We start from the raw sequence: 24,705 nt of genomic DNA, 5'->3' as shown, positions 1-24,705 counted from the left end.
TCCGGCCGAGCACGATCCGCGCGCAGGCGTTCAGCAGGGCTCCACGGCGAAATTGGCCGTCATATAGGCTTCGCAATCGGCCAGGATCGCCTGGCCCAGCTCGGTCAGCCGCGCCTCGGCGCGCAAGGTCTCGATGCAGTCCCAGAAGGCCAGGACGCTGAGTTCCAGCAAGTCCGCGAAGACGCCGGCGTCATCGTCGGAAAGGCAGCCCACGTCCTCGTGCCGGCACAGCAGCAGGTCGAAAGCCAGCGCCTCGCGCGCCGAGACGAAGGCGGCATGGAAGATGCCGTCCATCGGCCGCGCGTCGGCGCGGATCGGGGATGGCCGGCGCTCGGCCGGATTGTCCATGACCAGCGGCTGCTCGCGCGCCATGCCGAACAGCAGGTTGTGGCCGGTCTCGTGGACGATCTGGCGATAGAGTTGGGCCCATTCGCGCTGGGTTTCGGCATTGATCGTCACCGCGCCCCACAGCGCGAAGGACGAGGCGCCGCCATAGTTGATCAGGTTGGTGCCATCGGGCCGCGAAAAGACGATGTCGAGCACGATGGTTTCGACCTCGCCGTGCAGTTCGGGCGCGGCATCGCGCAGATGCGCCATGGCGATCGCGGCCTGCTCGCACGCACGGGCGAATTCGTCATCGGTGGCCCGCGTGATCGCCATGCGGTTGGCCGGCTCGGTATCCCACCAGCGGCGCATCCGCTCCATCTGGTCGGCGCTATAGGTTTCGGCCGAGAAATTGGTCACGCGCGGCGGCGCGGTGCGCGGCTCCAGATCGTCCGCCAGCGCCAGCCGGCCCAGCAAGTGGCGCGTGGCCGAAGCCCTCGCCCCGGCGGGAACTTCCGCTTCGGCCGGCGGCACCAGCGTCAGGTCGAAATAGGCGCCGTAATCGAGCAGGTCGGTCGGCCCGGTGATGGCCGGGTCCGAAGCAGGCGCACCAGCCTCGCCGTCAGCCAGAAGCTGCCGGACGCTGGACCATAAGGCCTCATCCATCGCCCTGCGGCACTCGCGCGCGCGCGCGACCGACGGCTCGAAGTAATTCACGTCTGGCAAGGCCGGTGCGGCTCACGCCGGCCGGGCACGCCCTGTTGCGCACCCGGCCGGGCGATTCAGCCCCGTGCGTTGTGGCGCACGACGCGGCGCGTCATGCGCGCGGCATCGATGCCCGGCTGGCCGACTTTCGCGGCGAGTTCGGGCGAAGGCATACGTTCGGCCAGGCTGTGCGGCGTCTTGGACTTGCCGACCTTGGCCACGGCATGGGCATTTTCGGTCGAACCGTAAGGTGTCAGTCGCTCAGTCATGGAAAACTCCTCTTGAACCATTGCTCCCGCAGGCTGGAGACTGCCTGATCGCCACGAGCCTGACAAGCTTCGATCCGCCCTGCCCGTGCCGACGGCGCGGGACGATCAGCCCCGCGCGTTGCGGCGCACGACGCGAAGGCCGATGGTACCACCGCCGCCAGTGCCGGGATCGCCACCCATGCCCACTTTCGCGACCAGCTCGGGCGAAGGCATACGCCCGGCCAGGCTGCGCGGTGTCTTGCTCTTGCCGACCTTGGCGATGTTGCCGGCGTTTTCGGCCGAGCCGTAAGGTGTCAATCGTTCAGTCATGCGGAAAGCCTCCTCTTGATCCGTCACCCCGCAAGGACCGATGCTGCCCCATCGGATTCCCCGTGGCAAGCTTCGTGTACGAACGGAACGGTTCAGCGGGCCTCATCGGGCAGCGCGCTCCCGGCCGGTGCGGCCATCGCCCGATGCGGCAGGCTTTCGCATAATGCACGCCGGCCCGCGCGGTCTGTCGAGAAACCGGCGGAAGCCCGGCATAATCGCCGATGTTCAGGAGAAGATGGCCCGAGAGGAAAGCCGCGATGTCCTTCGAACTCAACCGGAAGCTTGCCGCCCCGCGCGATCCGCTGCCGACCACGGCGACGATCGACCAGGTGACGGCCGATATCATTCGCGGCGCTTTCGAGACCGTCTGCTTCGAATCCGCCACGTTCCTGGGCCGCGCCGCCTCGTCCCCGATCATCAACCAGTCGAACGAGCGCAATGCCGCGATCGTCGATGCGCATGGCCGGCTGGCGATGGGGGCGGTGGGCACGCCGCACCTTACGTTCGTCAACCAGATGGAGACGCGCTGGGGGCTGATGAACCTCGATCGTTACGACTGGGGGCCGGGCGACGTGTTCCTGGCCAACGATCCCGATCACGGCGGCGGCCACTTGCCCGATTATTGCGTCTATGGCCCGGTCTATGACGACAAGGGCGAACTGATCTGCATCCAGACGTTGCAGGCCCACCAGGGCGATACCGGCGGCAAGGACCCCGGCGGCTTCTCGCTCGATGCCACCGACGTCTTCACCGAAGGGGTGATCTATCCCTGCCTCAAGCTGGTCCACCGGGGCGAGCTGCGCCAGGACGTGTTCGACTTCGTGGTGCGCAACAACCGCTTCGCCACCTTCGCGGGCGACATCGCGGCGATGATCGGCGGCGTCCAGCACGCGGTGCGGATGCTCGACGGGCTGATCGGCAAGTGGGGCGCCGAAACGGTGAAGGCCGCAATCAACCATTCGATCGAGCATACCGAGCGCCGCGTGCGCGAGGAAGTCTCGCGCTGGCCCGACGGCACTTACGAGGCGACCGTCCTGATCGACCATGACACCGCCGGCACGCGCGACATCAAGGTCCACGTCGCCTGCACCATCGCGGGCGACCAGCTCACCGTCGATCTTGCCGGCACCGACGACCGGCCGAACCTGGTGGGCGTGTGGAACACCTTCGCCAATTCCCGCAGCTATGTGATGACCCAGGTGGTCGCCGCGATGGACCCCACGATCGTCAAGAACGAAGGTTTCTTCAACGCGGTCGACATCGTCATTCCCGAAGGCTGCATCGCCCAGCCGCCCGCGAACAAGCCGGCCGCGCTGGGATCGTTCCACCCGGCCTGCGAGATCACCGAGGCGGTGTGCCTGGCGCTGAGCGCGGTCGCGCCCGAGCGATCGCAGCCCCAGCTCTACAAGATCGGGATGCCCAACGCGGTGATCGGCTTCGATGACAACGGCATGATGTGGATGGACCAGGGTGTCGATTGCCGGTCGATGGATACCAGCGCGGTGCAAGGCATCGATGGCTGGGGATCGTGCCCCAATGCGCTGGGCAGCCTGATCCTGTCCGAAGCGGAAGACGCCGAAAGCCGCTTTCCCATCCTCAACATCAGCCGCGAGATGACCACCGACGGCGGCGGCGCCGGCCAGTGGCGCGGATCGCCCGGATCGCTCAACGTCAAGCAGGTGCTGAAGCCGACGACGGCGATGGCCTGGATGGTTTCGGCCGACCACCCGTTGCGCGGCATGTGCGGCGGCGATGACGCGATCCCCTATACCAACCACTTCGAGGTCGGATCGCCCAACGAGCGGCAAGTGGCCCACACCGCGCAGGACCTGCTGCCCGAAGGCGCGGTGATCGCTTACCAGCACGGCGGCGGCGCGGGCTTTGGCCCGGCCCTGCTGCGCGATCCCGAAGCGGTGAAGGAAGACGTGCTGGACGAATACGTCAGCCCCGAGGCGGCGCGCGCGAAGTACGGCGTGGTGCTGACCGGGAGCCTGGCCGACTACACGCTGGCGGTCGACCATGCCGCGACCGAGGCGCTGCGGGCCGACATGCGCGCCATGGCCCAGGCGGCGGAATAAGCCCGGTTCATCATCATTGTCCACGCGATGCAGGCTGAATCCCCGCCTTCGCGGGGATGACGATCAGGGAGAGGTGCGCGAAGCCGCACCGGGAAAAGGCGAAGAGACATGACTTATCGCGTTGGTATCGACATCGGGGGCACCTTCACCGATTTCGCGCTCCTCAAGGGCGAGGACGTCATCCTCCACAAGAACCTCTCGACGCCCGAGGACCGCTCGGTCGGGGTAATGGAAGGGCTCGGCGCGCTGGCGGCCAGGGAAGGGCTTTCGCTGGGCGACTTCCTCGGCGCGTGCGAGGCGATCGTCCACGGCACGACCGTGGCCGACAACACCCTGATCGAGATGAACGGCGCGCTCACCGGCCTCATCACCACCGAGGGCTTTCGCGACGAGATCGAATACCGGCGCGGCTTCAAGGAAGATATCTGGGACGTTCGCCTCGAACCACCCCGGCAGATCACCCCGCGTCGCCGCCGCCTGACCGTGCCCGAGCGCATCCTGCACGACGGCACGGTGCACCAGCCGCTCGACGAGGAGGCGCTGCGCGAAGCCTGCCGCAAGCTGCGGCTGCAGAACGTGGAAGCGGTGGCGATCTCGTTCCTGTTCTCGTTCGTCAACCCGGAGCATGAGCGCCGGGCCAAGGAGATCGTCACGCGCGAGATCCAGAACGCCTATATCTCGGCCAGCCACGAAGTGCTGCCGCGCGCGCCGGAATACGATCGCACCTCCACAACCATCGTCAACGCCTATGTCGGCCCGCGCGTGACCGCCTATCTGGAACGGCTGGTCACGCGGCTGGCCGAAGGCGGATACCGGAACCAGCTCATGGTCATGCAGGCTTCGGGCGGGGTGATGACCAAGGACTATATCGACGGCGCGCCGATCCGCGTGCTGGCCTCCGGGCCGGCCGGGGGCGTCATCGGCTCGGCCCATTGCGGCAAGGCCAAGGGGCATCCGAACCTGCTGTGCGTCGACATGGGCGGCACGTCCTATGACATGTCGGTGGTGGTCGCTGGCGAGGCCCCGGCCGAGGCGGGGTGGAACATGCACCACCGCTATCTGATCGGCGTGCCGATGGTGAAAGTGGAAACGCTGGGCGCGGGCGGCGGCTCGATCTGCCACGTCAATGCCGGCGCGCTGGAAGTCGGGCCGAAATCGGCTGGGTCGGAGCCCGGCCCGATCTGCTATGGCCGGGGCGGCACGCGGCCGACCGTGACCGACGCGCTGGTCATGCTCGGCATCCTGTCCACCGACGAGGGCTTTGCCGGCGGCAGCTTCCGCCTGACGCGCGACGGCGTGGACGCGGCGTTCCAGGCGGTCGGCGACGAGATGGGCTATGGCGCCGAGGACGCCGCGTTCGATTGCTGGCGCGTGGTCAATGCCAACATGAGCCAGGGCGTGCGCCGCACCACCGCCGGCAAGGGCATCGATCCCAAGGATCTGGTGATGCTGGCCTATGGCGGCAACGGCCCGGCCTTCGCCGCGATCCAGGCCGAGGATCTGGGCATCACCAAAGTGCTGGTGCCCAAGGCATCGCCCACCTTCTCGGCGCTGGGCACGCTGGTGGCCAATCCGACGATCGACGAGGAGCGCTCCTACATCGCCTCGGCGCACGCGCTCGATCTCGATCGCGTGCGCCAGCTCTGGCATGACCTGTCGGAACGGGCGCGCAGGTATTTCACCGCCGCGCGCTTCACGCCCGAACAGATGCGGGTGAACTACCAGCTCAACATGCGCTATCCGGGGCAGAACTTCTCGCTCTCCTTCGATTTCCGGGCGGACGCGAAGCTGGGCGACCTTTCGTTCATGGACGATGGCTTCGGCGAACGGGCGATCGCGCTGTTCAACCAGCGCCACATGGCCGAATACAATCATATCCGGGAGCACGAAGTCCCCGAAGTCTCGGGCGTGCGCCTGGCCGCCCATGTGACGACGCCTTCGCCCAGAGTCACCGCCGGCTTCACCGCGAGCGCCGGGGCGCCCGTCCCGGCCAAGCACCGCCGCGCCAATCTGGGCCAGGGCTTTGGCGAAACGCCGGTGTACCTTGGCCGCGATCTCAGGCCCGGCATGGCCGTGCCCAGCCCGGCGATCATCGAGGAGACCTTCACCACGATCGTCGTCTACCCCGGCTGGACCGCGCGGGTGGACGACGCGGGCGACTACGAACTGGTGAAGGGCTGACGCCCCCTCAATACGGCCCGTCCCCGTCATGGCGCATCCCCGTCATGGCTTGAGCGCCCGTGCGCGCCGTGTAGTCTCGCGCGAAACCGACGAGAGAGGATTCGCGATGCCCCTGCCCATGGCCGTTCACACGCAAGACCGGCTGCTGTCGCTCAATATCCACCGGGAACCGGGCATCGACCTTGGCCACCTGATCCCCGGCATGAAGCTGTGGCCGCTGTTCCTCGATCCCGACAACGCGACCTGGGTGCTCTATGCGAAGTACGCGCCGGGCACGAGCCTGCCCCGGCACTTCCACACCGGCGCGGTGCACTTCTTCACCACCAGGGGCACCTGGGGCTACCACGAATACCCGGAGGACGCACAGACCGCCGGCTCCTATCTCTATGAGCCGCCCGGCACGATGCACACGTTCCACATCCCCGAGGATGCCGCCCAGGACGTCGAAGGCTTCATGGTGGTGACGGGCGTGAACGTGGTGTTCGACGATGCCGGCAATTACCTTTCGACCGACCATGCCGGCTCGATGGAGCAAATCATCCTGGAATGCGCCCGGCGGCAAGGGATCGCCATGCCGCGTTATATCCGGCCTTCGGGCCCAGCCGCCTACACCGTCTGAGGCCCCGCGATGGACGATCTGGCCACGCGCCTGCTCCCGCTCGAAGGCGGAATCAATTTCCGCGACATGGGCGGCTATGCCACGCGCGATGGCCAGCGGGTGAAGTGGCGCCATCTCTACCGTTCGGGCACGATGGCGCGGCTGACCCCGGCCGATCGCGCGCATCTGGACGGGCTCGGCATCCGCGCCGTCGTCGATTTCCGCAGCCTGCGCGAGCAGGCCGACGAACCCAATGCCTGGTGCGCCGAGGCTGGCGTGGCCTATTGGTCGCGCCCGCACAAGGAAGTGTTCGGGCGCCTGCACGAAATGGTCGAACGCGGGATCGAGAACGAGGACGAGGCGATGGCGGTGATGACGGGCGGCTTTCGCCATCTCCCCTTCCAGCAGGCCCCCGCCTATGCCGAACTGATCCGCCGCATCGCCGCCGCCGAAGTGCCGATCGCGTTCAACTGCACCGCCGGCAAGGATCGCACCGGCGGCGCGGCGGCGCTGGTGCTGGCGACGCTGGGCGTGCCGCGCGAGACGATCATCGCCGATTTCATCCTGACCGAGCGCGCGGTGGACTTGCGCAAGGCCTTCGGTGCCCGCCCGCAAGACCGTCATTCGCCTTACGCCAGGCTGTCGCAGCCGGTGATGGCCGCGCTCGCCGGCGCACGGCCGCACTACATCGCCGCGTTCCTCGACGCGCTGGACGAGACGTGCGGATCGGTGGAAGGCTACCTTGCCGAACTGGGCTTCACGCCGGACGATATCGCGCAAGTGCGCGCGCGCCTGCTGGAGCCGGCGTGAAGCCGCCGCCGGGGGGATTTCGACCGGGCGTTTCACTAACTTGCCATTCAGCCCTTCGCGCCTACATTGGCGGGATCGCAAAGGACGGTTTCCCGCAGTATGAACGACGATCAGCCCAATGGTAATCCCTGGTTGAAAAGCCTGCTTGTTTGGGGCGGCATTTTCCTCGCGCTGCTGATGGTGGTGTCGATGTTCGGCACGCGCACGGACGCGGGCCAGTCGATCCGCTATTCCGACTTCCGCGCCAAGGTCGCCGAAGGCACCGTGGCCGATGTGCAGATCGGCGAGGATCACATCGTCGGCAAGTTCAAGAACGGCGACAGCTTCAGCACGATCCCCATCCCCAACGACACCAGCCTGCCCCAGCTCCTCCAGGCCAATGGCGTCAACTATGCCGGCAAGGCGCCCGAAGAGCCGAACTGGATCGCCTATGTGCTGATCCAGGCGCTGCCTTTCGTGCTGATCCTGGGCATTGCCTTCTTCGCGCTGCGCCAGGTGCAGAAGGGCGGCGGATCGGGCGCGATGGGCTTCGGCAAGTCCAAGGCCAAGCTGCTGACCGAGCGGCAGGGCCGCGTCACTTTCACCGACGTCGCCGGTATCGACGAAGCGCGCGAGGAGTTGGAGGAAATCGTCGAGTTCCTGCGCGATCCGCAGCGCTTTTCCAAGCTGGGCGGCCAGATTCCCAAGGGCGCGCTGCTGGTCGGCTCGCCCGGCACCGGCAAGACCCTGCTGGCCCGCGCCATCGCGGGTGAGGCGGGCGTGCCGTTCTTCACCATCTCGGGCTCCGATTTCGTCGAGATGTTCGTGGGCGTCGGCGCCAGCCGCGTGCGCGACATGTTCGAGCAGGCGAAGAAGAACGCGCCGTGCATCGTCTTCATCGACGAGATCGATGCGGTCGGCCGCCATCGCGGCCATGGCCTGGGCAATTCGAACGACGAGCGCGAGCAGACGCTGAACCAGCTGCTGGTCGAGATGGACGGCTTCGAGGCCAACGAAGGCATCATCATCATCGCCGCCACCAACCGTCCCGACGTGCTCGACCCGGCCCTGCTGCGCCCCGGCCGCTTCGACCGGCAAGTCGTGGTGCCGATCCCCGATATCGACGGGCGCGAGAAGATCCTTTCAGTCCACATGAAGAAAGTGCCGCTGGCGCCCGACGTCAATCCGCGCGTGATCGCGCGCGGCACCCCGGGCTTCTCGGGCGCGGACTTGGCCAACCTGGTCAACGAGGCCGCCCTGCTCGCCGCGCGCCGCAACAAGCGGCTGGTGGCGATGCAGGAGTTCGAGGACGCCAAGGACAAGGTCATGATGGGCGCCGAGCGCCGATCCATGGTCATGACCGAGGACGAGAAGAAGATGACCGCCTATCACGAGGCGGGCCATGCCATCGTCTCGCTGAACGAGCCGGCGTCGGACCCGATCCACAAGGCGACGATCATCCCGCGCGGCCGGGCACTGGGCATGGTCATGCGCCTGCCCGAGCGCGACAGCTATTCCTATCACCGCGACAAGATGCTGGCGAACCTCTCGGTCTCGATGGGCGGCCGCGTTGCCGAGGAACTGATCTTCGGGCACGACAAGGTGTCCAGCGGCGCCTCCTCGGACATCCAGTACGCCACCGGCCTTGCCCGCAACATGGTGACGAAGTGGGGCATGTCGGACAAGCTGGGCCCGCTGCAATACGAAGAGCAGCACGAAGGCTATCTCGGCATGGGCGGATCGCAACGGCTGATGGCCTCCGACGAGACCAACCGGCTGATCGACAGCGAGATTCGCGATCTGGTCGATACCGCGCATGCCCGCGCCACCGATATCCTCAAGGCCGAGAGCGAGCACTTGCACCTGCTCGCCCAGGCGCTGCTCGAATACGAGACGCTTACCGGCGAGGAGATCAAGCACCTGCTCGAAACCGGCAAGCTCGACCGGCCGGACGAACCGCGCGGCGGCGTCGCCACCGGCGCGCCGATCCGCGGCTCGTCGATCCCCAAGGCGGGCAAGCGCTTCTCCGGCGGCACCGCCCCGCAAGGCGCCTGAGCCGGCGTTTCCGCGATCCTTCCAATAACCCTCTCCCCTTTAGGGGAGAGGGCTGGGTGAGGGGCGCGTCAGGGCTCCCATCCCCTTCTCAACTCCGGCTAGCTCGCTTCGCGCAAGCCTGCGTATCGTTCCCCTGAGGGGGAGAGAACAGCGGGATTTCCCGCCTCTATTCCACCTTGCCCATGATGGCGTCCAGCGCCTCGCTCGCTTCCAGCCAGCGCGCTTCGGCTTCTTCCAGTTCCCCCGCCAGCGTGACCCGGCGCTTGCCCAGATCGCCGATCGTCAGCTTCGCCAGATCGCCTTTCGCGCCGGCTGGATCGGCCAGCGCGGCATCGAGCGCGGTGAGCTGCGCGTGCAGGCGGGCGAGCCGCGTTTCCGCCTCGGTCACGCGCTTGCGTGCGGCCTTCAACTCGTCGCGGGCGATCGCGCCGGACTTGCGCTCGGCCTTGGTCGGCCCCTTGCCGTCATCGCCGCGCGGCTGGTTTCGCCCGAGCACGAAGTCGATGTAATCGCTCATCGAACCGGCATAGTCCTGCGCCAGCCCGCCATCGACCAGCACCAGCCGGTCGGCGGCCAGTTCCACCATGTGCCGGTCATGGCTGACCAGGATCACCGCGCCTTCGTAGGCGTTGAGCGCCTGCACCAGCGCCTCGCGCGCATCGACATCGAGGTGGTTGGTCGGCTCGTCCAGGATCAGCAGATGCGGCGCGTCGCGCGTCACCAGCGCGAGCGCCAGACGCGCCCGCTCGCCACCCGAAAGCGTGTGCGTCCTGGCCGTCGCGCGATCGCCGGAAAAGCCGAAGCGGCCAAGCTGGCCGCGCACCGCCAGCGGCGGCTTGCCTTCCATCGCCCGCGTCATCAGTTCCAGCGGGGTCGATCCCGCGGGCAGTTCCTCCACCTGATACTGGGTGAAATAGCCGATGCGGATCTTGCCCGAGAAATGGACCGATCCCTCCATCGGCTCCAGCTGGCGGGCGATCAGCCGCGCCAGCGTGGTCTTGCCGTTGCCGTTGCGGCCCAGCAGGGCGATGCGGTCTTCCGGGTCGATCCTGAGGTTCAGCCGGTGCAGCACCGGCTCGCCCGGGGCATAGCCCACCGCCGCGAGATCGAGCGTCACCAGCGGTGGGCGCAGTTCCTCGGGGCTGGGGAAATCGAAGCTCAGCGAAGGGTCCTCGATCATCGCCGCGATCGGCTGCATCCGCGCCAGCATCTTGGCGCGCGACTGCGCCTGCTTGGCGGTGGAGGCCCGCGCGCTGTTGCGCGCCACGTAATCGGCCAGCTTCTTGCGCTGCGCCTCCTGCTGCGCGCGCGCGGCGGCGACTTGCGCGGCACGCTCGGCCCGCTGGCGCTCGAAGCTGTCGTAGGAACCGGGATACAGCGTCAGCCGCCCGCCCTGCAGGTGCAGGATGTGATCGACCACGGTGTTGAGCAGGTCGCGCTCATGGCTGATGACGATCAGCGTGCCGGGATAGGACTGGAGGAAGTTCTCCAGCCATAGCGAGGCTTCCAGGTCGAGGTGGTTCGAAGGCTCGTCCAGCAGCAGCACGTCAGGCGCGGAAAACAGCAGGCCGGCCAGCGCCACGCGCATTTTCCAGCCGCCCGAGAAGCTGTCGAGCGGGCGCGCCTGCGCCGCCTCGTCGAAACCCAGCCCCACCAGGATGCGCGCCGCGCGCGCCGGGGCGCTGTAGGCGTCGATCGCCAGCAGGCGGTCATGCACATCGCCCAGCCGGTGCGGATCGGTGCAGGTCTCGGCCTCTTCCAGCAGCGCCTTGCGCTCGACATCGGCGTCGAGCACCGCCTCGAACGGGGTGCGTTCGCCGCTGGGCGCTTCCTGCGCGATATAGCCCAGCCGCGCGCGGCGCGGCATCTCGATGCCGCCGCCATCGGGCTCGATCTCGCCGATGATCGCCTTGACCAGCGTGGACTTGCCCGCGCCGTTGCGCCCGATCAGGCCGACCTTGCCGCCGGAGGGAATCGTCGCGGCGGCACGGTCAAGGATGACGCGCCCGCCAAGGCGCACGGTGATGTCGCGGATCGTCAGCATGGCGCGCGCCTAGCAGGTGCGGCGGCAAAGCCCAAACGTTGCGAACGCCCATGGCCCTCGCCCGTTCGGCGGAGAGGGTTGGGGGAGCGGCAGTGGCAGGCCCCGCCCCTCTCAACTTCGGCTAATCCCCGCCTTCGCGGGGACAAGCCTGCGTATCTCTCCCCGGCGGGGAGAGAAGGGCGTGGAAGCGTGCTATGGGCCTTTTACATATCCTCGTCGCGCAGCCAGTGCTCGGTCGGCGGCGCGAGGTAATGGGCCATGCGATCGAGCAGGGCTTCGGGTTCCTTCTCGATCAGCATCATCGCGCGGTGCCGGGGCTGGAGGAAGCCTTCGGCCACGACATGGTCGATGAAGGCCGACATGCGGCTGTAGAAGCCGTTGACGTCGAGCAGGCCGCAAGGCTTCTCATGATAGCCGAGCTGCGACCAGCACCAGGCCTCGAACATCTCCTCGAACGTGCCGATCCCGCCGGGCAGCGTGACGAAGCCGTCGGAAAGCTTGGCCATCAGCGCCTTGCGCTCGTGCATGGTCTGGACGACGTGCAGTTCGGTGATGCCCTGGTGATCGTGCTCGCGCGCGCGCAGCGCCTCGGGGATCACGCCGATCACCTCGCCGCCCGCCGCGCTGGCCGCATCGGCGATCACGCCCATCAGGCCGACCGTGCCGCCGCCATAGACGAGGCCAATGCCGCGCCGCGCCAGCAGGGTGCCGAACTGCTCGGCGGCTTCGCGATAGACCGGCCGGTGCCCCGGCGACGAGCCGAGGAAGACGCAGATGCGCATGGTTCCCGGCGCGCCCCGGCCCGTTTCGCCGCCGCCCGCGCTCAGGACAGCCGCTCGGGCACCGAGAGCGCTTCCTCCACGATGGATTCGCGCGTGCCGACCGCTTCCCACGGGAAGACGAACCAGCGCTTGTCCTCGTCACGGTCGATCATCTCGGCCCAGAGATCGACTTCGACCCTGGAGCGCTGGTTGTTGATGATCACCGCGAAGCGCAAGTTGCCGTTGGCGCAGCCGCGCGCTTCCAGCAGGTCGCGGATGTACTGGATAGTGCCGCCGCTGTCGTTGATGTCGTCCACGAACAGCAGGCGCGTGCCCGCCGCGCTCATCGCCGCGACTTTCGCCAGCAGCTCATCGGCAAAGCCGGGCACTTTGGCCGAATGGTCGATCGACAGCATCGGCAATTCAAGCTGGTGCGAGATATAGACCGCCGGCACCAGCCCGCCCCGCCCCACGCCGATGACGAATTCGGGGAGCCAGCCGGATTGCTCGATCTGCCGCGACAGCAGGCGGACTTTCGCCAGGAAGTCCTCGTAGTATTCGAGGTAGTGGAGTTGGGGCTCTGCGGTCTGGCTCATGCGTCGCGAATCCTGTGCGGAATGCGGGAAAGCCTATCGGTTATCGGGTTCGCCGCGCTTGGGCAATCGGGCTCGGCACATCATTCCCCGTCTTCCCCGCCGCCCTGCATCGATGCGGGATAGCTCAGCCGGGCAAAGCCGTTCTCGATCTCGTTGAGCACGATCCCCGCCGCATAGGACGGCGTGCGGGCCGAGGCGGTGCACAGCGCCAGCGTCATCGGCCGCAGCAAGGGGTCGGAAATCCGGGTGAACGCAAGCAGGCCGCGCTGCACTTCGGTGATGACGTCGAGCGAGGTGAGGATGCCGATGCCCAGGCCCTGCAGCACCAGCGACGTGACCATCTGGATGTTGTCCGATGTCGCCTTGCGGTGCAGCTCGATGCCGGTGGCGCCTTCCAGCACGGCGATCTGCTGGCACACCGCCAGCGGCTCGGCCGGAACGATCAGCGGCGATCCGGCGCAGACGGAAAAGCGCACCTCGCTTTGCCGGCCCAGCGCATGGCCCGCCGGCGTGATGAAGCCCAGCACCACCTCGACGAAGGCACGCACCGTCAGGTCGCGATAGGACTGCGGCTCGAACAGGATGCCGAAATCGACTTCGCCGGCCGCGACCGCGCGACGCACCAGATCGTTCTCCAGCACTTTCACGCCGATGGTGATGCCCGGATAGCGGCTCTGGATCGCGGCGATCGCGGCGGGGATATAGCCCTTGGCCAGCGCATCGATGATCGCCATCTCGACATGCCCGCGCTTGAGCCCGCGCAAATCCTCGATCTGGGCGCGCACATCGACCATGTTCTTGTGCCAGCGCGATCCGGCCGCCATCATGATCTCGCCCGCGGCGGTCAGCCGCAGGCCGGTGGGCAGCCGCTCGAACAGCGGCATGCCGATGTCCGCCTCGACATTGAGGATCTGGCGGTCGATCGCCGAGGCCGAGACGTTCAGCTCGTCGGCCGCCTTGCGGATCGAGCCGAGCCGGCCGACCGCCATGAAGTAGCGAAGGAAACGCGAAAAGGCGGGCATACGTGCTCTAATTTTTGCAACGGTGCGTGGGATTCATTGCGTTTGATCGCATCAAGTCAAGTCCTTACCACGGATCGAACACCGAATGCATGAGGGCAGGCGGCGTCTTCGAGGGTCGCAAGGAATGCGTAACGATGCCCGATCGCGCGGTGGCGGCGCATTCCGGATTGGGTTTCGCGGGGGAAGACCGGGGCATGATCGCCCGGCGCCGGCGCGGAAGCGCGGGGTGCCCGCCTGGACGGGGCCGGATACGATGACGTCGCGAATTGGCACGCACCTGGGCCGCGCGCGGGCTGCGCCATGGTGAAGCGCGCCCTCCTTGCCGGGCTGGCCGCTTTCGCCGCGTTCTGCGCCAGCGCCGCCCATGCCGACGCGGCGAGCGAGGCGGCCGCATCGGCGGTGTTTGACGATCTGGCCAGCAATCCGGCGCGGCTGCGCGTGTTCCTTCAGGCCATGCCCAAGGGCGGCGACCTGCACAACCATCTGGGCGGCACGCCCTATGCCGAGGACTATCTGGAAGTGGCCGCGCGCGCGGGCCTGTGCGTGGACGACACCGGGCTGCTGCTGGTCGCCCCGCCCTGCCCGGCCGAGCGCACGGTCAAGGCGCTGGGCGAGCGCCGGCCTTTCGCGTTCGCGCGGCTGATCGATTCGCTTTCGACGCGCGGCGTGCAGCACGGCGTCGGCGCGAACGAGGCATCGGGCCACACCCAGTTCTTTTCCAGCTTCGACAGGTTCGGTCCGGTCTATGCCGCCGATGTCGGCCAGTGGATGGCGGTCGCCCGGCGCGGCGCGGCGCGCGACAAGGTCAGCTATCTGGAACTGATGCACAATCCGCGCGCGCTGGTGGAATACGCGCTTTCCGCCAGCGACGAACCGCTCGACGAAGCGGGGCTGGCCCCGTTCTACGCGCGCGAAAGCGGCACGCTAGGCCCCCTGCTCGACCGGGCCGTGACCGAGCTGGACCGCGACGAGGCCGCCGCCGCCGCGACGCTCGCCTGCGGCACCGGCAAGGCCGATCCGGCTTGCGGGGTCGCGGTGCATTACCTGACGTTCGCCTGGCGCGGCGTGCCGCCCCGGCAGGCGTTCCGTTCGCTGATCGCCGGCTTCGCGCTCGCCCGCAAGGACAAGCGCTTCGTCGGCATCAACATCGTCCAGCCCGAGGACGATCCGATCGCGCTGCGCGACTATGACCTGCACATGGCGATGTTCCGCTTCCTGGAAGCGAAATATCCCGACGTGCCGGTGACGATGCACGCCGGCGAGCTGACGCTGGGCCTCGTCCGCCCGCAGGATCTGCGCGATCACATCGCCAGAGCCGTGGCCTCCGGCGCGCGGCGGATCGGCCACGGCACCGACATCGCGTTCGAGGACGACGCCATCGCGACGATGACGCGCATGGCGCGCGAGCGCATCGCGGTGGAAGTCAATTTGTCGAGCGCGGCCGTGATCCTGGGGATCAAGGGCGGCGACCATCCGCTGCGCCTCTATCGCAGCATGGGCGTGCCGATGGTGCTTTCGACCGACGACATGGGCGTGCTGCGCTCCGACATGACCAACGAATACCAGCGCGCCGCCAGCGAGCAGGGTCTGCGCTATCCCGACCTCAAGGCGCTGGCGCGCGCGAGCCTGGAATATGCCTTCGTACCCGGCGCCAGCCTGTGGCGCGACGGGCGAACGGGCATACCGGCACCGGACGCCGCAGCCCTGGTGAAGACGAGCGAGAAGGCGCGCCTCCAGGCCGATCTGGAAGCGCGGTTCGACAGGTTTGAGCAAAGCGTGGGACAGTTCCCGAGGGGGGCCATGCCCTGAGGGCCTATGCGCCATTTCCGCTTCGCGGCGATGACGCCATATGTCATGCTGCAGTGCAGCAGGCTTATAACGAATGTTGGAGAGGGCAACGACAGCAAGGACCGGGACCGGCTCAGGGCAGCCGGGCTTCGGTTCAATCAGGGGGTTATCGCATGACAAAGAAGAGCATCGCCGATCCGGGTTTTCAGATTGCAGCGCGCCATGGGCGGTTGAAGAGATCGTTGATGGCAGGCGTGGCGGGGCTGCTGGGCTGCACCGCGCTGACCGCGCCGGCCTTCGCGCAGGAAAGCGAGGATCCGAAGGAGGACATCGTCGTCACCGGCTCGCTCGACGCGCTGCCGCTCAAGGACGTGGGCACCGTGTTCGGCTTCGACAAGACGCTGACCGAGACGCCGCGTTCGGTCTCCACCGTCAGCCAGGCGCAGATCGAGCGTTTCGGCGTCACCAGCATCTATGATCTGATCGCGCAGGCGCCGGGCACCTTCACCAACTCGTTCTTCGGCGTCGGCGGCTCGCTCGACATCCGCGGCACGCCCGGCGAAGTCTATTTCCGCGGCCTGCGCCGGCTCGACAACCCGGGCAACTATCCCACGCCGATCGGCGCCGCGGACCGCATCGACATCGTGCGCGGCCCCGCCTCGCCGATCATGGGGCCGGCCAAGACCGGCGGCTACATCAACTTCGTGCCCAAGAGCGCGCGCGCCGGCAATGGCTCCTACCTTGCCGAGCCGAAAGCCGAATTCACCTACACGCGCGGCAGCTGGAACAACAACATGCTCTCGGCCAGCGTCGTCGGACCGGGCAGCATCGGCCAGCATGAGTTCGGCTACAGCCTTTACGGCGAGCTGACCGACTCGGACAGCTACTATGACTATATCAAGACGCGCCAGACGCTGATCCAGGCCTCGTTCGACACCGACATCACGCCCGATCTGCGGATCGAGTTCGGCGGCATGTACGACAATTACAAGGGCACGCAGAACGGCGGCTGGAACCGCGTGACGCAGGAGCTTATCGACAACGGCACCTATATCACCGGGCAGGCCAAGCCGCTCGACACCGATGGCGACGGCAAGATCTCCCCGGCCGAGGCGCGCGCGGCGAACGGCGGCCTGGGCCTGGGCACGTTCGGCGGCGCCTTCTGCACCGATCCGCCGTTCGACGTTCCCTTCGCCTTCGGCCTCAACAACACCTGCCTGGCGACGCTCTATCCCGATTCCGGCCTGACCAATGTCGGCACCACCAAGCTGAGCCGCCGGAAGACGCTGACCGGCCCGAACGACTTCCTCAACAACGTCGCCAAGACGCTTTACGCCGACCTGATCTGGGACGGCGGCAACGACCTGGAGATCAAGAACCAACTGTTCTACGATGGCTACAAGAACAGCAACGAGAACGCCTATGGCTTCTCGCAGTTCGCCGATTCCTATGTGATCGAGGACAAGATCGTCATCTCGAAGAAGTTCACCAGCAACGCTGGCACTTTCTCGATCCAGGCCGCTCCGTCGATCCGCTACACCAAGTTCAAGCACGCGGACGACTTCGGCTATGAATACTTCGGCCGTGTCGATCTGACCGAAGGCTATACGCCGCTTTCCACCCGGCTGCTTTCGACGCAGACCGATTCGGAATATTCGAGCTATTTCCAGGGCCACTATACCGACGCCGCGTTCAGCCTGCTGGCCGACCTCGATTTCGCCTTCGGCCTCGATGTGACGCTGGGCGGCCGCTATGACCGCATGAGCGTATCGTCCACCGCGGTCCTGCCGAAAATCGATCCGACCCAGTTCGGCGTCAACATCCCGCTCGAAGCGGTCAACACGCCCAACCGGGCCGACGGCACCAATCTCCAGAAGGACACCAAGGGCGTATGGTCGTGGACGGCCAGCGCGAACTACAAGCTGCCCTTCGGCCTGATCCCTTATGCCACGATCGCCAAGCAGTCGGTCATCATCACGGGCCAGGGCGCGGAAGTCGATCCTTCCAATGTCTATGGCGATAGCTGGATCACTTCCTCGAAGCTCTACGAGGGCGGCATCAAGGGCAGCTGGCTCGACAATCGGCTCTATGCGGCCCTGTCGATCTACAAGCAGAACCGCACCGACTATTCGATCCAGTCGCTCACCGTGAACCAGGCGATCAAGACCACCGGCATCGAGGCCGAGATGCGCTGGTCCGTCAACCGGCACCTGCTGCTGACCACGGCCTATACCCATACCAAGGTGGTCAACCAGGCGTTCCTCAACGGCGGCGGCGTGTTCTTCTACTACTACGGCGCCGATCTGCTGGCCGCAAACGGCATCGACCCGACGCTGATCCTGGGCGCCGCGCCCAACGGCCTCGTCCCGCTTGCCGACAAGAGCATGGCCGAGCGTCCCACACCCCGGAACATCTATTCGGGCACGGCCAGCTATGCCTTCGACAACGGCATCGCGCTGACGGCAAGCGCCTATCACGTCGGTTCGATGTGGGCGGACTATCCGCACACGCTGCGGCTGCCGGCCTATACGCTGGTCGACCTTGGCGTTTCCTATGAGACCGATCACTGGCTGTTCCAGTTCAACCTCAAGAACGCGCTGAACGAGCGGTACTTCCGCGCCAACTTCGTCGAGCTTTACGCCTCGCAGAACATCAAGCCGGAACTGCCGCGCAGCTGGCAGGCTTCGATCAAGTACAAGTTCTGATCCCTCGGCGCGGGGTGCCCGATCACCGGCACCCCGCGCCCCCGCAACAGTGAGGGAGCCGATCACAATGCATCTTCTGATCCGGGCGTCGATCACGATAGCGGCCATGGCGGCATCGCTTGCGCCCCTGGACGGAGCGGCGGCGAAAGCGCCCGCTCCCGATATTGCCGCCTGCCAGCCGGGCGGGCCCTGCGCGCATCCGCTGCCGGTCAAGGTGGTGGTGGTGACGCTGTTCGAGATCGGCGCGGACAGCGGCGATGCCGCCGGCGAGTTCCAGCTGTGGAAGGAGCGCCGTCATCTCGACATGCGCATCCCCTTCCCGCAATCCTACCATGACCTCTACTATGACCCGAAGACCCAGGTGCTGGCGATGGTCACGGGCATCGGCACCGCCCGGTCGAGCGCGGCGACGATGGCGCTCGGGCTCGATCCGCGCTTCGACCTGACCCATGCCTACTGGCTGGTCGCCGGCATCGCCGGGATCGACCCGCAGGATGCCTCGATCGGCTCGGCCGCCTGGGCGCGTTGGGTGGTCGATGGCGATCTGGCGCATGAGATCGACGCGCGCGAAATCCCGAAAGACTGGAAGACCGGCTATTTCCCGCGCCACACCAAGGGGCCCAACGATACCGCGACCCCGCCCGATCCCTCGGGCGGAGAGATGTTCGCACTCAATCCCGCGCTGGTGTCCTGGGCCTATCGGCTGACCAGGGACGTCAAGCTGCCCGATTCGCCCGCCATCGCGGCCGAGCGCGCGCGCTTTGCCGGCTATCCCAACGCGCAAAGACCGCCTTTCGTGCTGGAGGGGGAGCAGCTTTCGGCCATGACCTTCTGGCACGGCAAGCTGCTGACCGACTGGGCCAATGGCTGGGTCGATTACTGGACATCGGGCAAGGGCGAATTCGTCACGTCCGCCATGGAAGACACCGGCGTGGTCCAGTCGCTGACCTATCTCGATCGGATCGGTCGGGCCGACAAGGACCGCGTGCTGGTGCTGCGCGCGGGCAGCAACTACACGATGCCGCCGCCCGGCGAGGACGCGGCCACTTACCTGCTGCATGAGAACGAAGGCTATGCCGGGCTGCAGGCCGCGGTCGAAAGCCTGTACCTGGTCGGCTCGAAAGTGATCGACGAACTGCTGGCCGACTGGGGCCGCTATAAGGACAGCGAACCGCGATGACGGCGCGGCCGCCGACGCGGACGGGCCGCTAGCGCCCCATGCGCCTGACCGTCATCCGCGACGCCGACCGGATCGTCTGCATGGACGATGCGCGCCGCGAGATCGCCGGCGGCGCGATCGCCTTTCGCGGCGGGGTGATCGCGGCGGTGGGCACCACCCGGGAGCTTGCGGCCCTGATCGCCGAGGCGGATGAGGTGATCGGCGCGGCCGGCTGCGTGGTGACGCCGGGCCTCGTCAACACGCATCACCACCTTTACCAGACGCTGACCCGCGCGCTGCCCGGCGCGATGAGCGTCTCGCTGTTCCACTGGCTCCAGCGGCTCTACCCGATCTGGGGGCGCTACCGGCCCGAGGACGTCTTCGCCGCCACGCAGCTGGGCCTGGCTGAACTGGCGCTTTCGGGCTGCACGCTCAGTTCCGATCACCACTACCTGTTTCCCGACGGCGTGACGCTCGACGATTCGATCGCGGCCGCAGGCACCGTCGGCATCCGCTTCCACGCGACGCGCGGTGCGATGAGCGTGGGGGAGAGCGACGGGGGCCTGCCGCCCGACAGTCTGGTGGAACACGAACCGGCGATCCTGACCGATGCCATCCGGCTGATCGACCGCTATCACGATGCCGCCGACGGCGCGATGATCCGCATCGGCGTCGCGCCCTGCTCGCCCTTTTCGGTCAGCCAGGGGCTGATGCGCGATGCCGCGCTGCTGGCGCGCGACAAGGGCGTGATGCTGCACACCCATCTGGCCGAGGACGCCGACGATGTCGCCTTCTCGCTCGCCCGCTTCGGCTGCCGTCCCGGCCAGTATGCGCAGGACCTGGGCTGGACCGGCGAGGACGTGTGGCACGCGCACTGCGTCCAGCTCGACGGGGAGGAGATCGCCCTGTTCGCCCGCACCCGCACCGGCGTCGCGCATTGCCCCGGCTCGAACTGCCGCCTCGGCTCGGGCATCGCGCCGGTGCGCGCGATGCTGGCGCAGGGCGTGCCGCTGGGGCTGGGGGTGGACGGATCGGCCTCGAACGACAGCGGCAACCTGCTCATGGAAGCACGCCAGGCGATGCTGCTCCAGCGCGTGACGGGCGGCCCGGACGCGCTCGACCCGCGCGAGGCGCTTTACATCGCCACGCGCGGCGGCGCGCACATGCTGGGGCGGCGCGATTGCGGCTCGCTCGAACCGGGCAAGCGGGCCGACCTTGCGGTATGGGACATGACCGGCCCCGGCTCGCTCGGCGCGTGGGACAAGGTCGCCGCGCTGGTGCTCGCCCCGCCGCCCGGCGCGCGCGACGTCTTCGTCGAAGGACGCGCGGTGGTGCGCGATGGCGATCTTGCGCAAGTCTCGCGCGACGAAGTGCTGCGGTCGGCGGGCGCGTCGCTTACCCGCTTGATGAGCCTGGCCTGAAACGAAAGGTTGCGATGACCGCTGCGCCCCTCTCCTCCGCCGAAGCCGCCCTTCCCGGCGCGCTCACGCCTGAACAGGCGCGCGACCCGGACTATTTCCCCGGCATGGCCGTGGCGATCCCGCTGGGCATCCAGCATGTGCTGGCGATGTTCGTCAGCAACATGACGCCGGCGATCATCGTCGCGGGCGCGGCGGGCTTCGGCTATGGCTCGGCCGATACCGGCGAGATGATCTACATGATCCAGATGGCGATGCTGTTCGCCGGGATCGCCACCTTGCTCCAGACCATCGGCTTCGGGCCCATCGGCGCACGGCTGCCGCTGGTGCAGGGCACCAGCTTCGCCTTCATCCCGATCATGATCCCGATCGTCGCGGGCAAGGGGGTGGAGGCCATGGCCGCGCTGACCACGGCGGCGCTGTTCGGCGGGCTGCTGCACGCCGGGCTCAGCTTTTTCGTCGGGCGCATCCGCTTTGCCCTGCCGCCGATGATCACCGGCCTCGTCGTGCTGATGATCGGCCTCTCCTTGATGCGGATCGGGGTGCAATACGCGGCCGGCGGCGTGCCGGCGGTGGGAACGCCCGCGTTCGGCGCGTGGCAAAGCTGGCTGCTGGCGGGCGTGGTTGTGGTGACGACGCTGGGGCTGAACTTCTTCGGGCGCGGCATCTGGTCGAACGCGGCGGTGCTGCTGGGCCTTGCCGCCGGATACGGCGTGGCGCTGGCCATGGGGCGGGTCAGCTTCGATCCGGTCGCGACGGCGGGCTGGGTCATGCTGCCCACGCCGTTCCATTTCGGCTTTGCCGTCTCGGCCTCGGCGATCGTGGGCTTTTGCCTGACGGGCTTTGTCTCCTCGATCGAATCGATCGGCGATGTCGATGCGATCTGCGAAGGCAGCGCCGGCCGCCCGGCGACCGACCGCGAGCTTTCGGGCGCGGTCTGCGCCGATGGCGTCGGCACCGCGCTCGCAGCCGTGTTCGGGGCAATGCCCAACACCACCTTCAGCCAGAACGTCGGGCTGATCGCGATCACCGGGGTGATGAGCCGCCACGTCGTCACCGTGGGCGCGCTGTTCCTGATCGTCTGCGGGCTCGCGCCCAAGATCGGCGCGCTCATCACCACGATCCCGATCGAGGTGCTGGGCGGCGGCGTGATCGTGATGTTCGGCATGGTCGCCTCGGCCGCGACCGCGATGCTTTCGGGCGTCGCATGGACCCAGCGCAACATGCTGATCTTCGGCGTCTCGCTCTCGCTGGCGCTGGGGCTCCAGCTTGAACCCGAAGCCTTGCAGCATGTGCCCGAAACCCTGCGCATCCTGCTGACCTCGGGCGTCCTGCCGGCGGCCTGCACGGCGGTGGCGCTGAACCTGATCGTGCCGGGCCGCACCGGCAAGGCGCGGGCGTAAACCCTCCGTCAAGCACGGCGGGCTATCGGCGGGGTACGACTTGCCGCTATGGGAGGCATCATGGCATCGGACACCCCCGCAATTCTCGTCACCGGCGCCGCCGGCTTCATCGGCGCGGCGCTGGCCGAGGCGCTGATGGCGCGCGGGCAGCCGGTGATCGGCATCGACAATCTCAACGATTACTATCAGGTCTCGCTCAAGCGCGCGCGGCTGGGCCGTCTGGCGGAGCGCTTCGGCAACCTGTTCACTTTCGAGCAGCTCGATTTCTCCGACATGGCCGCGCTGGACCGGACGCTGGGCGCGCGCGAATTCGCCAGCATCGTCCACCTGGGCGCGCAGGCCGGCGTGCGCTATTCGCTGGAGAACCCGCAAGCCTACGTGCAATCGAACCTGGCCGGCCACGTCAACATGCTGGAACTGGCGCGCGCGCGGGGCGTGGCGCACATGGTCTATGCCAGCTCCAGCTCGGTCTATGGCGGCAACGCGAAGCTGCCTTTCGTGGTGGAGGACCGCACCGACCATCCCGTCTCGCTCTATGCCGCCACCAAGCGCGCGGACGAGCTGATGAGCGAGACTTACGCGCACCTGTTCCGCATCCCGCTCACCGGCCTGCGGTTCTTCACCGTCTATGGCCCCTGGGGCCGGCCCGACATGGCGATGTGGAAGTTCACCGACCGCATCCTCTCCGGCCGGCCGATCGAGGTCTACAACCATGGCGAGATGCACCGCGACTTCACCTATATCGACGATATCGTCGCCGGCGTCATCGCCTGCCTTGACCGGCCGCCCGCCGATGACGGCGCGGCCAAGCCCGGCGGCAGCGTCAAGCCGCACGCGCTCTACAACATCGGCAACAACCGCTCCGAGCACCTGATGCGCCTGATCGCGGTGCTGGAGGATGCCTGCGGCCGCAAGGCCGAGCTGGAGATGCTGCCGATGCAGCCGGGCGACGTGCCCGCCACTTACGCCGATATCACCGCGATCGCGCGTGACACCGGCTATGCCCCGACCACGCCGATCGAAGTGGGCGTGCCGCGCTTCGTCACCTGGTTTCGCGATTATCATGGGCTCGGGCGCGGGGTTTGAATCGGCCGCGCCCCGCGTGTAGGGGCTGTTTCCGCGTCAATTGACCGGATGAGGACAGCATGAAGATCGCGATGGTGGGTTCGGGCTATGTTGGCCTGGTATCTGGGGCGTGCTTTGCCGATTTCGGTCACGATGTGGTGTGCATCGACAAGGACCAGTCGAAGATCGACCGTCTTCGGGCTGGGGTGATGCCGATCTACGAGCCGGGTCTGGAAGCGCTGGTGGAAAGCAACGTCAAGGCCGGGCGGCTGACCTTCACCACCGACCTGGGCGAGGGGATCGCGGGGGCGAGCGCGATCTTCATCGCGGTGGGCACGCCCTCGCGGCGGGGCGATGGCCATGCCGACCTGTCGTTCGTCCACGCGGTGGCGCGCGAGGTGGGTGAGCGGCTGGCGAACGACGCGGTGATCGTGACGAAGTCGACCGTGCCGGTGGGCACGGGGGACGAGGTGGAGCGGATCCTGGCCGAAAGCGGCACGCCGTGGCGCGTCGCGGTGGTCTCGAACCCGGAGTTCCTGCGCGAAGGCGCGGCGATCGGCGATTTCAAGCGGCCGGACCGGATCGTCATCGGCGCCGAGGACGATTTCGGGCGCGAGGTGATGCGCGGGGTCTATCGCCCGCTGTTCCTCAACGAATCGCCGATCCTGTTCACCAGCCGCCGCTCGGCCGAGATCATCAAGTACGCGGCCAACGCGTTCCTGGCGACCAAGATCACCTTCATCAACGAGATGGCCGACTTGTGCGAGAAAGTGGGCGGCAACGTGCAGGACGTGGCGCGCGGCATCGGGCTGGACGGGCGGATCGGCGGCAAGTTCCTGCACGCGGGGCCGGGCTATGGCGGCTCGTGCTTTCCCAAGGACACGCTGGCGCTGCTCAAGACGGCGGAGGACTATGACAGCCCGCTGCGCATCGTCGAGGCGGTGGCCAAGGTCAACGACAGCCGCAAGCGGGCGATGGGCCGCAAGGTGATCGAGGCGCTGGGCGGGGCGGACAAGGCGCGGGGCAAGCGCGCGGCGCTGCTGGGGCTGACGTTCAAGCCCAACACCGACGACATGCGCGATTCGCCGGCGATCGCGATCGCGCAGACGCTGGAGGACGCGGGCGTGTCGGTGGCCGCGTTCGATCCCGAGGGGATGGAACAGGCGCGCCCGCTGCTGCCCCGAGTGGAGATGAAGAGCGATCCCTATGCCGCGATCGCCGGGGCGGACGCGGTGGTGATCGTCACCGAATGGGACGCCTTCCGCGCGCTGGACCTTGGCCGGGTGAAGGCGCTGGCGAACGCGCCGGTGCTGGTGGACTTGCGCAACATCTACAAGCCCGAGGACGTGCGCGCCGAAGGCTTCAGCTACACGTCCGTCGGCAGGGCCTGACGCCCGTTCGCCGGCAGGCGGGCAAAGTCCTCCCCGTTTGAGGGG

19 protein-coding genes are annotated in these 24,705 nt (G+C 67.4%); 12 read left to right on the top strand and 7 right to left on the bottom strand.

What is annotated here, in order from left to right; translation table 11 throughout:
• Positions 1–30: 30 nt before the first annotated feature.
• The 3 genes from PYV00_RS01045 to PYV00_RS01035 all read right to left on the bottom strand — a co-directional run bounded on the left by PYV00_RS01045 (position 31) and on the right by PYV00_RS01035 (position 1,607).
• Complete coding sequence (locus tag PYV00_RS01045; RefSeq protein WP_275226384.1) at positions 31–1,041, bottom strand: aKG-HExxH-type peptide beta-hydroxylase; 1,011 nt, start codon at positions 1,039–1,041, stop codon at positions 31–33.
• 65 nt (positions 1,042–1,106) lie between these two features.
• The gene (locus tag PYV00_RS01040; RefSeq protein WP_275226383.1) at positions 1,107–1,298 is read right to left on the bottom strand and encodes a hypothetical protein; all 192 of its coding nucleotides are present in this window, start codon (positions 1,296–1,298) and stop codon (positions 1,107–1,109) included.
• Between the two features lie 105 nt (positions 1,299–1,403).
• Positions 1,404–1,607, bottom strand: coding sequence for a hypothetical protein (locus PYV00_RS01035; protein WP_275226382.1), 204 nt, complete (start codon positions 1,605–1,607; stop codon positions 1,404–1,406).
• A 257-nt stretch (positions 1,608–1,864) separates the two neighbouring features.
• On the opposite strand from PYV00_RS01035, the gene PYV00_RS01030 reads away from it, so the two are divergent.
• The 5 genes from PYV00_RS01030 to ftsH all read left to right on the top strand — a co-directional run bounded on the left by PYV00_RS01030 (position 1,865) and on the right by ftsH (position 9,308).
• Positions 1,865–3,685, top strand: coding sequence for a hydantoinase B/oxoprolinase family protein (locus PYV00_RS01030; RefSeq protein WP_275226381.1), 1,821 nt, complete (start codon positions 1,865–1,867; stop codon positions 3,683–3,685).
• Positions 3,686–3,793: 108 nt separating this feature from the next.
• Positions 3,794–5,866 carry a hydantoinase/oxoprolinase family protein gene (locus tag PYV00_RS01025; RefSeq protein ID WP_275226380.1) on the top strand — a complete coding sequence of 691 codons (2,073 nt, stop codon included), beginning with the start codon at positions 3,794–3,796 and terminating at the stop codon, positions 5,864–5,866.
• Positions 5,867–5,984: 118 nt separating this feature from the next.
• On the top strand, positions 5,985–6,485 hold the full coding sequence (locus tag PYV00_RS01020) for a 2,4'-dihydroxyacetophenone dioxygenase family protein (protein ID WP_275226379.1): 501 nt from the start codon (positions 5,985–5,987) through the stop codon (positions 6,483–6,485).
• 9 nt (positions 6,486–6,494) lie between these two features.
• Complete coding sequence (locus PYV00_RS01015) at positions 6,495–7,274, top strand: tyrosine-protein phosphatase (protein WP_275226378.1); 780 nt, start codon at positions 6,495–6,497, stop codon at positions 7,272–7,274.
• 99 nt (positions 7,275–7,373) lie between these two features.
• The gene (gene ftsH, locus PYV00_RS01010) at positions 7,374–9,308 is read left to right on the top strand and encodes an ATP-dependent zinc metalloprotease FtsH (protein WP_275226377.1); all 1,935 of its coding nucleotides are present in this window, start codon (positions 7,374–7,376) and stop codon (positions 9,306–9,308) included.
• Positions 9,309–9,474: 166 nt separating this feature from the next.
• Here ftsH and PYV00_RS01005 read toward each other — a convergent pair whose 3' ends face one another.
• The 4 genes from PYV00_RS01005 to PYV00_RS00990 all read right to left on the bottom strand — a co-directional run bounded on the left by PYV00_RS01005 (position 9,475) and on the right by PYV00_RS00990 (position 13,731).
• Positions 9,475–11,352 carry an ABC-F family ATP-binding cassette domain-containing protein gene (locus PYV00_RS01005; protein WP_275226376.1) on the bottom strand — a complete coding sequence of 626 codons (1,878 nt, stop codon included), beginning with the start codon at positions 11,350–11,352 and terminating at the stop codon, positions 9,475–9,477.
• A 203-nt stretch (positions 11,353–11,555) separates the two neighbouring features.
• Positions 11,556–12,134 carry a TIGR00730 family Rossman fold protein gene (locus tag PYV00_RS01000; RefSeq protein WP_275226375.1) on the bottom strand — a complete coding sequence of 193 codons (579 nt, stop codon included), beginning with the start codon at positions 12,132–12,134 and terminating at the stop codon, positions 11,556–11,558.
• Positions 12,135–12,175: 41 nt separating this feature from the next.
• On the bottom strand, positions 12,176–12,709 hold the full coding sequence (locus tag PYV00_RS00995) for a phosphoribosyltransferase (RefSeq protein ID WP_275226374.1): 534 nt from the start codon (positions 12,707–12,709) through the stop codon (positions 12,176–12,178).
• 80 nt (positions 12,710–12,789) lie between these two features.
• The gene (locus PYV00_RS00990) at positions 12,790–13,731 is read right to left on the bottom strand and encodes a LysR family transcriptional regulator (RefSeq protein ID WP_275226373.1); all 942 of its coding nucleotides are present in this window, start codon (positions 13,729–13,731) and stop codon (positions 12,790–12,792) included.
• Positions 13,732–14,034: 303 nt separating this feature from the next.
• On the opposite strand from PYV00_RS00990, the gene PYV00_RS00985 reads away from it, so the two are divergent.
• From PYV00_RS00985 to PYV00_RS00955, 7 genes are all read left to right on the top strand, one after another.
• Entirely contained in the window at positions 14,035–15,540 is a 1,506-nt protein-coding gene (locus tag PYV00_RS00985; RefSeq protein ID WP_275226372.1) for an adenosine deaminase family protein, read from the top strand.
• Positions 15,541–15,764: 224 nt separating this feature from the next.
• Positions 15,765–18,224: a TonB-dependent siderophore receptor gene (locus PYV00_RS00980; RefSeq protein WP_275226371.1), complete on the top strand. Its 2,460-nt coding sequence runs from the start codon at positions 15,765–15,767 to the stop codon at positions 18,222–18,224.
• Positions 18,225–18,291: 67 nt separating this feature from the next.
• Positions 18,292–19,404 carry a purine nucleoside permease gene (locus tag PYV00_RS00975; protein ID WP_275226370.1) on the top strand — a complete coding sequence of 371 codons (1,113 nt, stop codon included), beginning with the start codon at positions 18,292–18,294 and terminating at the stop codon, positions 19,402–19,404.
• A gap of 38 nt (positions 19,405–19,442) precedes the next feature.
• The gene (locus PYV00_RS00970; RefSeq protein ID WP_275226369.1) at positions 19,443–20,804 is read left to right on the top strand and encodes an 8-oxoguanine deaminase; all 1,362 of its coding nucleotides are present in this window, start codon (positions 19,443–19,445) and stop codon (positions 20,802–20,804) included.
• 14 nt (positions 20,805–20,818) lie between these two features.
• Positions 20,819–22,204 carry a nucleobase:cation symporter-2 family protein gene (locus PYV00_RS00965; RefSeq protein ID WP_275226368.1) on the top strand — a complete coding sequence of 462 codons (1,386 nt, stop codon included), beginning with the start codon at positions 20,819–20,821 and terminating at the stop codon, positions 22,202–22,204.
• A gap of 60 nt (positions 22,205–22,264) precedes the next feature.
• Positions 22,265–23,290 carry an NAD-dependent epimerase/dehydratase family protein gene (locus PYV00_RS00960; protein ID WP_275226367.1) on the top strand — a complete coding sequence of 342 codons (1,026 nt, stop codon included), beginning with the start codon at positions 22,265–22,267 and terminating at the stop codon, positions 23,288–23,290.
• 59 nt (positions 23,291–23,349) lie between these two features.
• Positions 23,350–24,660 carry a UDP-glucose dehydrogenase family protein gene (locus tag PYV00_RS00955; protein WP_275226366.1) on the top strand — a complete coding sequence of 437 codons (1,311 nt, stop codon included), beginning with the start codon at positions 23,350–23,352 and terminating at the stop codon, positions 24,658–24,660.
• Positions 24,661–24,705 lie beyond the last annotated feature (45 nt).

The organism is Novosphingobium album (ex Liu et al. 2023) (assembly GCF_029076845.1).
GTDB lineage: Bacteria > Pseudomonadota > Alphaproteobacteria > Sphingomonadales > Sphingomonadaceae > Novosphingobium.
The sequence above is the reverse complement of the archived record's forward strand: the minus strand, read 5'-3'. Positions and strand labels throughout refer to the sequence as shown.